This is a genomic window from Marilutibacter aestuarii (genome assembly GCF_006546775.1).
Lineage (GTDB): Bacteria > Pseudomonadota > Gammaproteobacteria > Xanthomonadales > Xanthomonadaceae > Marilutibacter > Marilutibacter aestuarii.
Genome location: NZ_VICE01000071.1, coordinates 26,130 through 40,242, shown reverse-complemented (window position 1 = coordinate 40,242; position 14,113 = coordinate 26,130). Strand labels below are relative to the sequence as shown.

Sequence of the window (14,113 nt, the reverse complement as noted above, 5' to 3'; positions counted from 1 at the left end):
TCTCGACGCCGGCACCCCGTTTCCCCGCCGCGGCGATGCGTTCGCGCACCAGCGGCGAGGTGCAGGTGGAGTTCACCGTCGGCACCGATGGCTCGGTGACCAGCGCCCGCGTGGTGCGCTCGGAACCGGCCCGCGTGTTCGATCGCGAGGCCGTCGCCGCCGTGCGCGAATGGCGCTTCCAGCCGATCGCCAACCCGGTGACGACCCGCCGCACCATCGGCTTCAACCCGGGCGGCTGACGCAGGGGCAAGGACGGTCCGCGCGCGGACCGTCCGGCAAGCGGAAAAGAAAAAGCCCGGCGTCAGCCGGGCTTTTTCGTGGCCGGGGCAGGTGCCCCGTGAAGGTCGGGCGTCAGCCCGAGATCGCCAGCCGCTCCTGCTGGTAGCGCCGCACGGCGGCGATCCAGAGGATCGCGGCCAGGCCCAGGCCCGCGGTGAGGTACACAGCCCAGACATCGGGTCCGATCCACTCGCCGCGGATCACCTTCAGCAGCAACTGGTTCTGCGCCAGGAACGGCACCACGTACTGCCAGAGCTGCGACTTGATCGGGTTCACCATCAGCACGAAGGTCGGCACCATCGGCAACAGCATCAGCCAGACGGTATGGCTCTGCGCTTCCTTCATGCTCTTGGCCGACGCGGCCAGGTAGGTCAGCAGCGACGTGCCGATCAACAGCATCGGCAACAGGATGAAGAGCATCTTGGCGATCGCGATGAAGCTGACGTCCACCATCTTCGCCACACCTGGCGCGATCACCGCGCTGCCCTTGAACGAGAGCAGGGTGAGCAACAGGGTCAGCAGGCCGAGCGCACAGGCGGCGGCGATCTTGCCACTGACGATCGCGCTGCGCGGCGAGGGCGTGGCCAGGAGCGGCTCCAGCGACTGCCGCTCGCGCTCGCCGGCGGTGGCATCGATGATCAGGTAGGCGCCGCCGAGGAACGCGCTGAGGATCAGCAGGTAGGGCAGCAGCACGGCGAGCATGCGACTCTGCTTGGCCTGCGCGCTGGCCATGTCGCGGTTGCCGATGGCGATCGGTTGCACCACCGCCGGGTCGATGCCGCGCACCATCAGGCGCAGCGTCCCCACCTGGCGACGGTAGCCCTCCAACGCCGCGCGCACGCGCGCGACGGGGATCTCGGCATTGCGCCGCGTGCTGTCCTGGATGATGTCGATCGACGCCGAGCGGCCGTTGGACCACTCCTCGGCGTAATCCTCGCCGATCGCCAGCGCCACGTCCTCGTCCTGGCGCACCACCGCGGCATTGACGTCGCCTTCCGCGGGCACCGCCTTGATGCTCTGGGTGGCGAGGAACTTGACGAGGTTGGGTGCGCGTTCGATGCCGCTGACCGGCAGTTCGAGGATGCCCTCGAGCTGGGTGCGGGCGCGCTGCTCGGCGAGGTGGTTCATGCCGAGGATCATCAGTGGATAGAGCAGCGGGGCGAGCAGCAGGGTCATCGCCAGGGTGCGGCGATCGCGCGAGATGTCGAGCAGCTCCTTGCGCATCACCGCCACCAGGGTGGCGAAGAAGCCGGTGGAACGTTGGCTGGATGCGTTCATGCGTGCAGGCCCTCCTCGGAACCGATGGCCTTGACGAAGGCATCCTCGAGGTTGGACTCGGCGAAGCGCTCGCGCAGTTCGTCGGCGGTGCCGGCGGCGACCACGCGGCCCTTGGCGATGATCACGATGCGGTCACACAAGGCGGCCACCTCCTGCATGATGTGGCTGGAGAAGATCACGCAGCGGCCTTCGGCGCGCAGCTGGAACAGGAACTCGCGCATCGCGCGGGTGGTCATCACGTCCAGGCCGTTGGTGGGCTCGTCGAGGATCACGTTCTTCGGGTCGTGCACCAGGGCCCGTGCGATCGCGGTCTTGGTACGCTGGCCCTGGCTGAAGCCATCGGTCTGGCGATCGAGGATGTCGTCCATGTCCAGTGCCCTGGACAACACCGCGGTGCGCGCGGCCACGTCCGCGCCCGACAGGCCGTGCAGCTGGCCGAAGTAGGCGATGTTCTCCCTCGCGGTCAGGCGCTTGTAGACGCCGCGCGCGTCCGGGAGCACGCCCAGCGCCCGGCGTACCGCGGTCGGGTCCCTGGAGGCGTCGATGCCGTCGACGTGGATGCTGCCCGTGTCGGGCTGCATCAGGGTATAGAGCATGCGCAGGCTGGTGGTCTTGCCCGCGCCATTGGGGCCGAGCAGGCCGGTGATCTGGCCGTCATGGGCCTGGAAACTGACGCCGTCGACCGCCTTGACCGTGCCGGTCCGGGTCTTGAACGCCTTGTGCAGGTCGTTTGCGATGATCATGGAATTCCCCTGGGATATGGGAGGAAGCCCGGCGCGCGCCTCATGGAAGGCGCGGCGCTCAGGGCTCCCAACCGTTGTAGGACGTGAAGGGCGGGACGTAGTCGAGACTGTCCAGGCAGCTGGCATCCAGCGCGCCCGGATCGGTGGACTCGATGAACTGCGCGATCAGCCGCGGCATGCAGCCCACGCCCATCACGCCGTGTCCCTGGCCCTTGAGGGCGAAGTGCCGCGCGTTGGCAAGGCCCTTGGCGACCTCGTCCGCGTACTCGGGCGGCGTGACCGGATCGAGTTCACCCGACAGCAGCAGGGTGGGCAGGTCGCCGGAGTAGGGTTGGGTGAAATCGGCCGCGACCTCGCCGACGGGCCAGGCATCGCAACCGCTGAAGAACTGGCGGCCCTGCTCGGCACCCATCAGCGTGTCCGCGTCCGCGGGGTCGGGCGTGTAACGGGGCGCGTCCTCGGCGCAGACCACCGAGCGCTGCATGCCCAGGTTCATCATCCCTTCCATCTGGCCCGACCACAGCTGCGCGATCGACATCAGCGGCTCGTAGCGGCCGTCGTCGGCTTCGTCGACCACCAGCGGCAGCAGTGCCGTCAACTGGGGGACATAGGACACGCCGTGCACCAGGCCGACCACGGTATCGCCGGTGAGCGTGCCCTGCCGCGTCTCGAACGTGGTGGGGTGGCGATACTCGAGTTCGACCGGGGCCTCGTCCAGCCGCGCCTGGAGCGAGCGGATCCGCGCGACCAGATCATGGCCGAAGCGGGATTCGCAGGCCGGCAATGCCGCGCATTGCGCGTCCTGCAGGCGCAGCGCACGGTCGAGCATGCGTGCGAACTCGCCGCCGACCACCAGGCGGTTTGGCGCGACGCCGTCGAGCACCACGCTGCGGGTATGCGCCGGGTAGTGCATGGCGTACTGCTGGGCGACGCGGGTGCCATAGGAACCGCCGACCAGGTTGACCTGTTCGATCTCCATCGCCTGGCGGACCGCATCGAGGTCGGCGATCGCATGGGCGGTGGTGTAGAAGCGCGTGTCGGCGCGTCCTTCCAGTGAGCGCAGGCACTGCGCGAAGTAAGCCTCGGCCGCTTGCGGGTCGACGCTGTCGGCCGGATCGATCTCCAGTGGCTTGCCGTCCTCGCCGCGGCAATCGAGCGGGTTCGAGCCGCCGGTACCGCGCTGGTCCACCAGCACGATGTCGCGCTGCTTGCGGACTTCCTCGAGCGCGTTGTCGACGACGGACGCGACGTCCGTGGCCGCCTGGCCCGGACCGCCGGCGAGGAAGAAGACCGGATCGGCGGTGCCGCCGCTCTTTCCCTCGGCCGGCAGGCGGGCGATGTTGAGGCGGATGCGGCGGCCCTCGGGTGCGGCGGGGTTCTCCGCCACCTCGAACTGGCCGCATTGCGCTTCCACGGTGGGCTGCCCGTGCTCGCCGCCGAGCACGCAGGGCGCGAAGTCGATGGCGCCGACGCGTTCGACGCTGGTATCGGTTTCGACGCCAGCCGGCGGTGTCGGTTGGCAGGCGGTCGCCAGCCAGGCCGCCGCGAGGGCGGCGGGTATCAATCGGGTGCTGCGCATGGTGTCCCCATCTGTCCTTGGCCAATCGCCAACAGCATGACAGACGGAAGCCACGCGCAGAACGTGACCGATGGCATTGCCGGGCCGGTCCGACCCGGGCGAGTTTCGGGCCAGGGGCGCGCGACGTCGGCGCTACTTGCTGCTGACGTACTTCTCGCGTCGGATCTGCCGGACCTCGAACCCGGTGTCCTTCAACGCCTCGAAACAGGCGTCGACCATGTTCGGGTTGCCGCACAGGTAGGCGATGTCCTGGCCCGCGTCGGGCGAGACCTCGGCGAGGAACTGCTGCACGTAGCCCTCGCGCACGTCCGCATGCGCATGCGGGCTGTCCGCGTCGGGCAGTTCACGGGAAAAGCAGGGAATGAAGCGGAAATGCGCCGGGTGCCGCTCGGCGAACGCACGGAACTCGTCGCCGTAGAGCAGCTCGTCGGGGTTGCGCGCGCCCAGCAGCAGGACCACGCGCACGCCGCGCTCGCGGATCGCCGCCTCCAGCTGCGGCAGCATCGACCGGTAGGGCGTCACGCCGGTGCCGGTGGCGATCAGCAGGTAGCGCGCATTGGCGTCGCCGGGCATCAGGCAGAAGCGGCCGAAGGGACCGCTGGCATCGACGCTGCCGCCGACGTCCAAGCCCTCGAACAGTGCGGTCGCGGCGCCGCCGGGCACGTAGGACACGGCGATCTCCACCGCCTCGCCCGGCCCCATCTCGTGGTCGTGGATGGTGGCCAGCGAATAGCTGCGCTTGGTCGCGGTGCCGTCGGCGTAGCTGAAGTGCACCTGGATGAACTGGCCGGGGATGAAGTCCAGCGGCTCGCCATCGTCGCGCACGAAGGTGTAGTGGCCCACGGCCGGGGCCAGCATGCGGCGTGAAACGAGCTTGAGCGGGAAGTGCTGGATGGCCACGTTGCGGAGGATCCTGTCGTCGAAGGGTGGAGCGCCGCGCGTCCGGGCGGCGTGAATCCGGCCCTCGCGCGCCGGGGCGGTGTCCCGGGTGGAACACAGTGGCCCGGGCCGGGGATGGCGGGACGCCTATAATAACGGCTTGCGCCCGGCCAGCCCGGGCGCCGCTCCCCCGCCAAGGTCCACGCAATGATCCAACAGCCCGTCGTCTCTTCCGCCGCCCCGGCCCCACCGGCCCTGTCGGTGCGCGACCTGCGCAAGACCTACGACAATCGGGTCCAGGCCCTGAAGGGGGTCTCGCTGGACGTCGCCCAAGGCGACTTCTTCGCCCTGCTGGGCCCCAACGGCGCCGGCAAGAGCACCCTGATCGGCATCGTCAGCTCGCTGGTCAACCTCAGCGAGGGCGAGGTGCGCATCTTCGGCACCGACCTGGCGCGCGACCGCAGCACCGCGATGCGCCTGATCGGCCTGGTGCCGCAGGAGCTGAACTTCAACATGTTCGAGAAGCCGCTCGACATCCTGGTCAACTACGCGGGCTTCTACGGCATTCCGCGCGAGGAAGCGCTGGTGCGCGCCGAACAGGAGCTGCGCCGCGCCCAGCTCTGGGACAAGGCGCGGATGATGAGCCGCACCCTGTCGGGCGGCATGAAGCGCCGGCTGATGATCGCCCGCGCCATGATGACGCGCCCGCGACTGCTGATCCTCGACGAGCCCACCGCGGGCGTCGACATCGAGATCCGCCGCGGCATGTGGCATACCCTGCGCGAGATCAACGCCGCGGGCACGACGATCATCCTCACCACGCATTACCTGGAGGAAGCCGAGAGCCTGTGCCGGAACCTGGCGATCATCGACCGCGGCAGCATCGTCGCCTCCGGTCCGATGAAGGCGCTGCTGGCCCGGCTCGATGTCGAGGGCTTCCTGTTCGACATCGACGGGCGCCTGCCGGAGGTGCTGCCGGCCATCGAAGGCATGCACATCACCGCTGCCGACGACCACACGCTCGACGTCGAGATGCCGCGTTCGATGGATCTCAACCGCGTGTTCGCCGTGTTGGGCGAGGCCGGCATCCGGGTGCGTTCGATGCGCACCAAGTCCAACCGTCTTGAAGAACTGTTCGTGCGCATGACCGGCGACAACGCCGACAGCGCCGCAGGCAGCACCACCCAGGTGGCGCCGGAACCGGCGGCATGACGTCCAGGTCCCAAGACACACGCACGCCCGATACGCAGGAACCCGCGATGACCCCGTCCAGCACCGATCCCGTCACCGGTTTCGAAGCCACCACGCCCGCGCGCCGCAACCTCGTCGCACTCGGCACCATCGTCCGTCGGGAGATCGCCCGCATCGTGCGCATCTGGGGCCAGACCCTGGTGCCGCCGGCGATCACGATGACGCTCTATTTCCTGATCTTCGGCGGCCTCATCGGCTCGCGCATCGGGACCATGGACGGCATCACCTACATGGATTTCATCGTGCCCGGGCTGGTGATGATGAGCATCATCCAGAACAGCTACGGCAACATCTCCTCGAGCTTCTTCGGCGCCAAGTTCGGCCGCCATGTCGAGGAACTGCTGGTGAGCCCGATGCCCAACTGGGTGATTCTCGCCGGGTACGTCGCCGGCGCCGTCGCGCGCGGCCTGGCCGTCGGTGCGATCGTGCTGTGCATCGCCATGCTGTTCACCACCGTGCGCGTGCCGCACCCGCTGGTGACGCTCAGCACCGTCGTCCTGGGGGCCACCATCTTCGCCCTGGCCGGCTTCATCAACGCCGTCTACGCCAAGAAGTTCGACGACGTGGCGATCGTGCCGACCTTCATCCTCACCCCGCTGACCTACCTGGGCGGCGTGTTCTACTCGGTCAAGCTGCTGCCAGGCTGGGCCGAGACGATGACCCACGCCAACCCGATCTTCTACATGGTCAACGCCTTCCGATACGGCCTGCTGGGCGTGAGCGACGTACCGCTGTGGATCGCCTTCGCCCTGATGATCGGCTTCGTCGTGGTGCTGGCGCTGATCGGCCTGACCCTCTTGAAGAAGGGCGTGGGCCTGCGCAGCTGAGTCCTTCCCGCCGCGGCGCAGCGGTACCCGCGGTGCGATTGTCGGGCACGTGACCGCGGTCATGCCATGCGCGGCCGCGTCTGCTATCTTCCGTTGGCGCGTCCCCCGCGGGCGCCACGCGCATGCACGAAAACGGCTTCCATGACGGATTCCGCCCCGGTGAAGGATCACGACATACCGCGCTCCTCCACGCCTCCGGGTCCGTTCCCCGCGCCGATCACCGCCCGACGGTAGAGGCACATCGCGGGATGGCGGCCGTTGATCGCCGGCATGCTTCGTCCCCCCGAACGGAGCTCCTCCCATGTCCAACCGCAGTCTTCCTTCCATCCTGCCCGTCGCGTTCCTGGTCGTAGCCGGAAGCGGCCTGGTCCACGCCCAGCAGATGCCCGACGTCGGCGAGCAGATGGCACGCATGTCCGGCACCTTGCATGTCATGGCGCGCGAGTGCGGCGAGGCCACCGACGCGGAGCTCGCACGGACCAAGCGGTGGCAGAAGGAGAACCACGGCCGGTTCGGCATGGATCCGTCCTCCTTCGATCGCGGCTTCGATGCCGGTGAGGCCGAGGCCGCGGCCAATTGGAAGACGCTCTCGCCCGCCCAGCGCCAGCAGACCTGCCAGGACGTCAAGCAGCAGTGGAAGGACGCGGCCCAGGCGCTGGGTGCGTCCCAGGGCTGACGTGCGCCGACGCGTGCAAGCGGAGTCCGGCGAAGTCGCCGGACGCCATCTTCGTCCAGATCCAGTGAGCCGAATCGAAATGACCCGTCCGCATTCGTTCCCCTTCGTGCATGGCCTTGGCGCGGCCGTCCTCGCACTCTCCATCGTCGCCTGCGGCCAGCAGGATGCCACTGCACCGTCCGCTGGCCCGGCTCCCGCCGACGCCACCCCCGCCGAGCCGCCGACCCCCGTCGCGCCCGACGCCGACGCGAGCGATGAGGCCGGCCCCACGGGGTTCGACATCGCACGCCTGCCCGTGTCGCGAGTGCCGCTGGGCGAATTCCCGTACTTCTCGGTGCCCGAGGGTTATCGTGCCGACCCCCTTCACACGAAGCGCCTGAATTTCGGCGAAGCCGCATTCTGGGTGGGCGACCGCTTCGAGCGGGTGGAGGGCAAGGTCTACGCGACCGGCATCCGGGCCGACCGCGACAGCGGCAAGCAGTTCTCCGCGCCGGAAGTCGCCCGCAACCTCCAGCACGTCATCGAGGCGGCGGGCGGTGTCGAGGTCGCCTCGGGCGAGATCCCCAGGGCGTCCCGCCAGGACGAGGCGATCGAGACGCTAATGCGGCAGTACCACACGGAGGCGAGGTGCTGGGACGATGATCCCGTGCAGACGTTCGTCATCCGCAGGGAGGCCGCGAACATCTGGGTGCGCACCTGCAAGAGCCAGCGTTTCGCCGGCCTTGTCGTCCTGGAGGAAGAGGCGTTCGTCGCGACGTCCCGGCTCCTGCCGGCGGATGAGCTGAAGCGCCAGCTCGACGCGGCCGGTCGCGTGGCGGTGACCGTGAACTTCGCGACCGACAAGGCCGACATCCTGCCGGAGTCGACGCCCCAGGTCGAACAGGTGCTGCGCCTGCTCGAAGAAGACGCATCGCTCGAACTTTCCATCAATGGCCATACCGACGACACGGGCGGTGCCGCGCACAACCAGTCCCTGTCGGAAGCACGCGCTCGGTCGCTGGTGGATGCCCTGGTCGCCGGCGGCATCGACGCCGCGCGCCTTCAGGCCCGCGGCTTCGGCCAGTCGCAACCGGTGGCCGACAATTCGACCGAAACGGGCCGCGCACAAAATCGCCGCGTGGAGCTGGTCAAGCGCGGTTGAGTGCATGCAAGCGCATTCGGCAGCAATCGTGGCCTCTCGCTTGCCCCCTTGGGGCAATCTTCCGCGCGAGGGTGCCCATGATCCCCCGATCGTCACTCGAGTGGGCGCTCGCCGCTTGCATGGCCGTGCCCTCGCTGCATCCGCGCACACGCATGGCCGGTTGCGACCGGCTTGCCGATCGTTCCCCCGCCAACAAGAACAAGGATGAATCCCCCATGGAAGTTCGTAACCCGCTGCCTGTCGCGCGGCGCAGCCTGGTCCTCGCGTTGCTGGCAACCACCCTGGTGGCCTGTGGCCCCGTTGGGCAGCCCGCCGATTCGCGGTCCGGCGATGCAGGCGTCGTCGCTGCGTCTCCCGATGCCGGTGCGTCGCCCCCGACCGGGTCACCCGGGGCGGCAGCCGACGCGGACGAAGGCGACCTTGCCGCCGACGATGCGGCCTTCGAGGTCGACTCCGTGCCGGTGTCGAGCCAGGACCTGGGCGCATTCCCGTTCATCGTCCTGCCCAACGGTTACGAAGCCATCGATGCACAGACATTGAACGTGACGCAGGTGCCCTTCTGGACCGGGGATCGCCTGGAGCAAGTAGAGGGCAAGGCCTACATGGCGACCGTGCAGGAAACGCAGGGCAATACATTTTCACCGTTTGAGTTCGAACGGCATGTCGCGCATCTGATCGAGCAAGCCGGCGGCATCCTGGTCACGGACTCCCCGATTCCCCCGGAAGTGCTGGAGCACATTCCACGTGACGTCCGTGTTGGCCTCGTGAGTGGATGGGGTGATGTGTACAACAACCCCGTGCAGACCTACCTGGTTCGTACTGAAGACAAGCTCGTCTGGGTGCATGCGTGCACCGACAGTGCCGGTGCCGGGCTCATCGTCGTCGAAGCAGGCGCAGCCGGGTCAGGCTCGACGGACCCCATCACTACCGCCCGGGACCCCGGCTTGCCGGAGAGCGTCGACGAACAAGTCGCCCCCCTCTAGCCCGGAACGCGGAGTATCCGCAATGCCTTCAACCGAGTGGGTGCGCCTTCCTGCATGGCCCCGCAGTGGCACGCTGGAAACAGGCACCCTGCCGATCGCAATGGTTTGATCGGCGAAGGCCTCGCGGATGCCGTGGCCCCGCTTGCCCAGCGGCTTCTCGTCCAGCGGGACCGTACTGCCGCCGCACGGCGCTTCAGGGCGCATGGAGCACTCGAAGGGTGAAGGGCGCTTGTCAACGCGCCAAGCGCCATGAAGAAGCGCGACTGGAAAAGAAAGTGCGGCGTGCATCACAAAAAAATAGTCGAACGACGCTTTGCGCGTGGAGCCATACGGCGAAGTCTTGATCTCGTCATGCGCTATGGGTAAGGTGCGACTGCCCTCCGGCGTCACATCATGACATTCAGTGTCGTGAAATGTCCGGCGGGGCCGGATAAAACCGCGGACATCCGACCAGGCCCTGCACCTGGACGTCTCGGAGCAGGGAATCAATTTTTGAGAAGGAGAGGTCTCTCATGGAACTCAAGCAGCGCAAGTTCGGCAAGCGTCAGACCGGTCAGGGCATGACCGAGTACATCATCATCGTGGCCCTCATCGCCATCGCCTCGATCACCGTCGTCAGCTTCTTCGGCGGCACGGTGCGCAACCAGATGGCCGGCATGGCCTCCGAGCTCTCGGGCCAGAAGGCAACCGAAGAAATCTCCTCGGCGCAGGCCGCGGCCGATGTGGCGTCGGGCGACGCCCAGACCGAGAAGAACATGGGCTCGTACGAGAACACCGTCAGCCAGTAACCGGGACGCTGTTCCAGTCAAGCGCCGCATGATCGGGACGCCGGGTTCGTGGTCGGTCTGACCACGGGCACGGTGCTCCCGGAATTCCCTCGTCCGATTCGAATCCGACAACGTCCAGTCACCTCCTGTCCCGGAGGGTCCGGCGATGCCGTGCTGTCGGACAGGAGTTTCGTGGCGCCACGGGTGTTCGATGGAAATGCGAGGGAGGGCGTGAAATGGAGATCAACAGGCGTGATGCAATCCGCCGCGCCAGGTTTCGGGCCTTCGGCGCGACGGCGCCCCAGGCGCGGCGACTGCGTGGCCAGGCCATGGTGCTGTTCCTCGTCCTGGTCGGAGTCCTTTGCCTGGGCGCGATCCTCATGTTCAACACCGGCCAGGCGGTCAACAAGAAGGTCAGCCTGACCCACACGGCTGACGCCGCGGCGTACAGCGTCGCCGTGCAGCAGGCCCGCGCCCTGAATTTCGCCGCGTACATGAATCGCGGGCGCATCGCCAACGAGGTTGCGGTGGCGCAGTTGGTCAGCATGTGGTCATGGCTGAACATGTTCCACTCGCATGCGGTCATCGGCTACAACCTGATGACCTACCTGAGCGTCATCCCCTACATCAACATCGTCGCCAGGCCCATGGCGCAGGTCTACAGGGGAATCGAAAGGGCCACGGCGCTCGCGCGCAATGGCTATCGCCCGGCCGCGAACGGCTTCATCCAGATCCTGGATGAATTGAATGGGGTGCTCGCTGCTGCGGCCGACGCCATGCTGCGTTTCGGGGGCGGCGCCAACGGCTTCCTGGTCGCTCGGCAAGTCGTCGAGAAGAACGATCCGAGCGCCCGTATCGCCCCGGTTGGACAGGCCTTGCTCGTGAAACAGCTGGTGGAAGCGTCCGCGGGCCCGCGCAGCACGCTGCTCGATGAGCACCGCAACCGGAGCCCCAACAAGGGCATGGACCGCTATCGCAACGTGGTCATGGCATCCCGTGACCGTTTCAGCGCGGACCGCAATGACTTCCTGGGCATCAACTTCTCCGTCGTGAAAATAGGCTTCAACGAGGCTGGCGGCACCGATATGGTCCAGTACAACCGATGGGCCGCCGCCGACGGTCTGGACTTCACCGCTGAAATCGACCTGGGGTTCTTCGACATCGACTTCGACGTCCCGTTGGGCTTTGGTGGTGCCCAGGCCTTGCAGAGCAATAGTCGCCAACCGGGATTCTTCAAGGGCGGATGCCCGAACAACCGCAACGGTGGCATCTGCGCCGGCGGACAGGGCCGTCGGGGCAAGGGCTGGTACTCGGACTATCATCCCGGCGAGCGTACCTACAGGCAGTACAACGGCGCAGGAGACACCTTCGGTGGGCGACGTGGCTTGATTGATCGCTATCCGTCCGTGAACGCTCCCGCCAGCGTGCTCTTCTTTACTCCGATGCGACCCTCCGGACGATTCAACCGGAAGCGGGACGCGTACTTCGGCGGATACCAGGGGCTGCGCGACTACCAGGACATCAAGGAGGACGTTGCGAAGTCGCCGGTGGGCGACAGTCCGGGCCCGACCTTCACCGTCCTGGTGGAAGCCGATCGCCAGTCTGTGCGCACGAGCGAGGACATCGATGGCATCGGTGGGCCCGACGGCGGCCAGCTCGAACTCGACAACGCAATGAGGGGCGAAAAGATCACCGCGATTGCGTCGGCGCAAACATACTTCCAGCGCCCCTTCGATCCGGGCAGCACCACGGCCGGCTGGTTCCGGAGGATGGTCCCCCAGCAGTGGGGTGGCGATCCCCAACATGTCGATGAGCTGGAAATGGGCAGCGTGTTCAGCCCCTACTGGCAGGCGCGCCTGGTCGAGACCCCAAGAGACGACTACCTGGCCGCGGGGCTTGATGCCCTGATTTCCGGCGGATGAGGAAGCAATGAGCAAGAGCATGCAATCGAACGGGTATCAGGATCGGGAAGCGGGTGTCCTGGCTCTCGCCGTTGCCGCGATGGCGGGGATCGCCCTCGTCGCCTGCGCACCGGATGCCGGCGGCACCGGCGCGGATGCCGCGATCATGGACACGTCCGGAGCAGGCCGCGAAATGCCCTCCCTTTATGTCGACCGTACGGTGACGGTGCTTGAAGCGGACGGAGGCAACGCAGCTCTGGAAGGCTATCGCCAGGCCCTGGCAAGCTGCCAGGAAGCCGGATTGCCGACGCGTCCACTCGCCGAGGAAGACGCCGCCAGGATCGGAACCGAGCGGTGGCAGCTTTGGCGTACGAGTGGCCAGGCCGCCTATCGTGTCGAGGAATGGGGGTATACCAGCGGAGACAGTGCCCGCCAGGAGCACTGCCTGTTCCAGCCAAGTCGCTCGGGCTACCACGAGTTCTTCGATGCCACGCAGTCGCTGGTGCTGGATCTCGAGAGCGGAAGCAAGGACGTGCAGCCCGCCAACCCGGACGAGATCGAAGTCATGCCTCTCGAGGCGACCGACGCCGAATCGGTCGCCGGGTGGTCCGGTCCCCGTGAGCGGGTGGTCCAGGGGCAGCCTTGCCTGGAATGGCGCTCGGCGGACGGTGCCGTGGTCTGCCATTGGTCCGGCGGCGCCCAGTGGGGATTCGATGCCGCACATGCCGGCCAGTTCGAGTCCAGCCTGGGCCTGGACCGTTACAACCTCGTACTCGAGGCCGCGCCTGCGCCCGGCCAGGCGGGCTCGCGCCTGAGCACCGAGCAGTTCGTGGTCAACGGACCCATCGACACCGCGGCCATGCGGCCCGAGTGAAGACCGAAGGAGCGCCCGCCCATGGAAAGAGCGATGAACGAAGACCATCCTGGAGCCCGACCCCACGCGCGGCACTTGCCGCTCGCGTCGACTCCACGGCTGCAGCGCGGCCAGGCGCTTACCGAGATGGCGATCCTCGCAGTGGTACTCGTGCCGCTGTTCCTATTAATTCCGATGCTGGCGAAGTACGCCCACATGCGCCAGGTCACGCAACAGGCAACGCGCGCCGCCGCCTGGGAGGCCACCGCCGTGCACGCACACCACTGGGAGTCCTCGCTGGCGAACGATCAGTGGAGGAGTCGTCGCCGGGACCTGTTGATCGATCGCCATTTCGGGACCGCCGATGCGCAGATCCGCTCGGAACCCGAACAGGCGCAACAGGATGCCAGCGTCCCCGCGATCATGATGAACACGTTCTCGGACCAGCCCCTGCTCAAGCGCGACGGCATCATGCTGGAAGCCTTCGACAACGAGAGCGGCGGTGCGCTGTCCCAGGCAATGGAAAGTGTCGGCGGCCTGATGGAAGCCCTGCCGAACGAGTTTCCACCCAACAGCGATGGCTTGGTCACCGCCCACATGGTGGTCAACCCCGAGAACCTGAAGCTCAAGGATGGATCGGAAGCAAGCTTCCTGGCGCCTTTCGACGCCATCAACCTGTCGATGCAGGGCCAGCATGCATTGCTGGCCGATACCTGGGGCGCGTCCGGCAGCGGCCTGATTGATGCCGGCTCGGCCACACGGAACAACCGGCGGGTCAAGGACCAGGTGGGGACCTTTGTGCCGTCGTCCTGGATAAGTGGCGTCTCCGACGTACTGGAGAAGGTCGAGTTCATGGAGAAGGTGCCGCTCATCGGCGTCCCCTTCCGAATCCGCCCAGGCTACATGCAGCCGGACATCGTGCCGCACGATCGCCTGCAGGAGTACCAGGAGTAGAT

The 14,113-nt window shown here is 67.2% G+C and carries 14 protein-coding genes; 10 read left to right on the top strand and 4 right to left on the bottom strand.

All coding sequences use genetic code 11. The annotated features are described in order from the left end of the window. On the top strand, positions 1 to 239 hold a 239-nt coding region (locus tag FKV25_RS07720; RefSeq protein WP_141518212.1), incomplete at its 5' end, for an energy transducer TonB. Positions 240 to 351: 112 nt separating this feature from the next. Here FKV25_RS07720 and FKV25_RS07715 read toward each other — a convergent pair. The 4 genes from FKV25_RS07715 to FKV25_RS07700 all read right to left on the bottom strand — a co-directional run bounded on the left by FKV25_RS07715 (position 352) and on the right by FKV25_RS07700 (position 4,779). Then, positions 352 to 1,557 (bottom strand): ABC transporter permease, encoded by a 1,206-nt coding sequence (locus tag FKV25_RS07715; RefSeq protein ID WP_141518211.1) that lies wholly within the window; start codon positions 1,555 to 1,557, stop codon positions 352 to 354. After that, positions 1,554 to 2,300 carry an ABC transporter ATP-binding protein gene (locus FKV25_RS07710; protein WP_141518210.1) on the bottom strand — a complete coding sequence of 249 codons (747 nt, stop codon included), beginning with the start codon at positions 2,298 to 2,300 and terminating at the stop codon, positions 1,554 to 1,556. Before FKV25_RS07710 ends, FKV25_RS07715 begins: the two co-directional genes overlap by 4 nt. A 58-nt stretch (positions 2,301 to 2,358) precedes the next feature. Continuing rightward, complete coding sequence (locus tag FKV25_RS07705) at positions 2,359 to 3,879, bottom strand: alpha/beta hydrolase (RefSeq protein WP_141518209.1); 1,521 nt, start codon at positions 3,877 to 3,879, stop codon at positions 2,359 to 2,361. Between the two features lie 132 nt (positions 3,880 to 4,011). Next, on the bottom strand, positions 4,012 to 4,779 hold the full coding sequence (locus FKV25_RS07700) for a ferredoxin--NADP reductase (RefSeq protein WP_141518208.1): 768 nt from the start codon (positions 4,777 to 4,779) through the stop codon (positions 4,012 to 4,014). 186 nt (positions 4,780 to 4,965) lie between these two features. On the opposite strand from FKV25_RS07700, the gene FKV25_RS07695 reads away from it, so the two are divergent. The 9 genes from FKV25_RS07695 (at position 4,966) to FKV25_RS07660 (ending at position 14,111) form a co-directional block, all read left to right on the top strand. Next, a complete protein-coding gene (locus tag FKV25_RS07695; RefSeq protein WP_141518207.1) occupies positions 4,966 to 5,970 on the top strand; it encodes an ABC transporter ATP-binding protein in 1,005 nt (334 codons plus the stop codon). Positions 5,971 to 6,017: 47 nt separating this feature from the next. Then, entirely contained in the window at positions 6,018 to 6,836 is an 819-nt protein-coding gene (locus tag FKV25_RS07690; RefSeq protein ID WP_141518206.1) for an ABC transporter permease, read from the top strand. Positions 6,837 to 7,137: 301 nt separating this feature from the next. After that, positions 7,138 to 7,512: a hypothetical protein gene (locus tag FKV25_RS16355; RefSeq protein WP_211345400.1), complete on the top strand. Its 375-nt coding sequence runs from the start codon at positions 7,138 to 7,140 to the stop codon at positions 7,510 to 7,512. A 79-nt stretch (positions 7,513 to 7,591) separates the two neighbouring features. Then, positions 7,592 to 8,653, top strand: a complete 1,062-nt coding sequence (locus tag FKV25_RS07685) for an OmpA family protein (protein ID WP_211345399.1) — start codon at positions 7,592 to 7,594, stop codon at positions 8,651 to 8,653. A gap of 77 nt (positions 8,654 to 8,730) precedes the next feature. After that, positions 8,731 to 9,636: a hypothetical protein gene (locus FKV25_RS07680; protein WP_141518204.1), complete on the top strand. Its 906-nt coding sequence runs from the start codon at positions 8,731 to 8,733 to the stop codon at positions 9,634 to 9,636. Positions 9,637 to 10,148: 512 nt separating this feature from the next. Further along, the gene (locus FKV25_RS07675) at positions 10,149 to 10,424 is read left to right on the top strand and encodes a pilus assembly protein (protein WP_141518203.1); all 276 of its coding nucleotides are present in this window, start codon (positions 10,149 to 10,151) and stop codon (positions 10,422 to 10,424) included. A 215-nt stretch (positions 10,425 to 10,639) separates the two neighbouring features. Further along, positions 10,640 to 12,325 (top strand): pilus assembly protein TadG-related protein, encoded by a 1,686-nt coding sequence (locus FKV25_RS07670; RefSeq protein WP_141518202.1) that lies wholly within the window; start codon positions 10,640 to 10,642, stop codon positions 12,323 to 12,325. 7 nt (positions 12,326 to 12,332) lie between these two features. Then, positions 12,333 to 13,178, top strand: a complete 846-nt coding sequence (locus FKV25_RS07665) for a hypothetical protein (RefSeq protein WP_141518201.1) — start codon at positions 12,333 to 12,335, stop codon at positions 13,176 to 13,178. Between the two features lie 33 nt (positions 13,179 to 13,211). Beyond that, positions 13,212 to 14,111 carry a TadE family protein gene (locus tag FKV25_RS07660; RefSeq protein WP_170218586.1) on the top strand — a complete coding sequence of 300 codons (900 nt, stop codon included), beginning with the start codon at positions 13,212 to 13,214 and terminating at the stop codon, positions 14,109 to 14,111. The last annotated feature ends 2 nt before the right edge of the window (positions 14,112 to 14,113 follow it).

Bases quoted from the DNA above. Each gene is read 5' to 3' on its own strand.
- FKV25_RS07685 (WP_211345399.1), top strand. From the start codon at position 7,592: ATGACCCGTCCGCATTCGTTCCCCTTCGTGCATGGCCTTGGCGCGGCC.
- FKV25_RS07670 (WP_141518202.1), top strand. From the start codon at position 10,640: ATGGAGATCAACAGGCGTGATGCAATCCGCCGCGCCAGGTTTCGGGCC.
- FKV25_RS07690 (WP_141518206.1), top strand. From the start codon at position 6,018: ATGACCCCGTCCAGCACCGATCCCGTCACCGGTTTCGAAGCCACCACG.
- FKV25_RS16355 (WP_211345400.1), top strand. From the start codon at position 7,138: ATGTCCAACCGCAGTCTTCCTTCCATCCTGCCCGTCGCGTTCCTGGTC.
- FKV25_RS07665 (WP_141518201.1), top strand. From the start codon at position 12,333: ATGAGCAAGAGCATGCAATCGAACGGGTATCAGGATCGGGAAGCGGGT.
- FKV25_RS07710 (WP_141518210.1), bottom strand. From the start codon at position 2,300: ATGATCATCGCAAACGACCTGCACAAGGCGTTCAAGACCCGGACCGGC.
- FKV25_RS07680 (WP_141518204.1), top strand. From the start codon at position 8,731: ATGATCCCCCGATCGTCACTCGAGTGGGCGCTCGCCGCTTGCATGGCC.
- FKV25_RS07705 (WP_141518209.1), bottom strand. From the start codon at position 3,879: ATGCGCAGCACCCGATTGATACCCGCCGCCCTCGCGGCGGCCTGGCTG.
- FKV25_RS07675 (WP_141518203.1), top strand. From the start codon at position 10,149: ATGGAACTCAAGCAGCGCAAGTTCGGCAAGCGTCAGACCGGTCAGGGC.
- FKV25_RS07715 (WP_141518211.1), bottom strand. From the start codon at position 1,557: ATGAACGCATCCAGCCAACGTTCCACCGGCTTCTTCGCCACCCTGGTG.
- FKV25_RS07695 (WP_141518207.1), top strand. From the start codon at position 4,966: ATGATCCAACAGCCCGTCGTCTCTTCCGCCGCCCCGGCCCCACCGGCC.
- FKV25_RS07660 (WP_170218586.1), top strand. From the start codon at position 13,212: ATGAACGAAGACCATCCTGGAGCCCGACCCCACGCGCGGCACTTGCCG.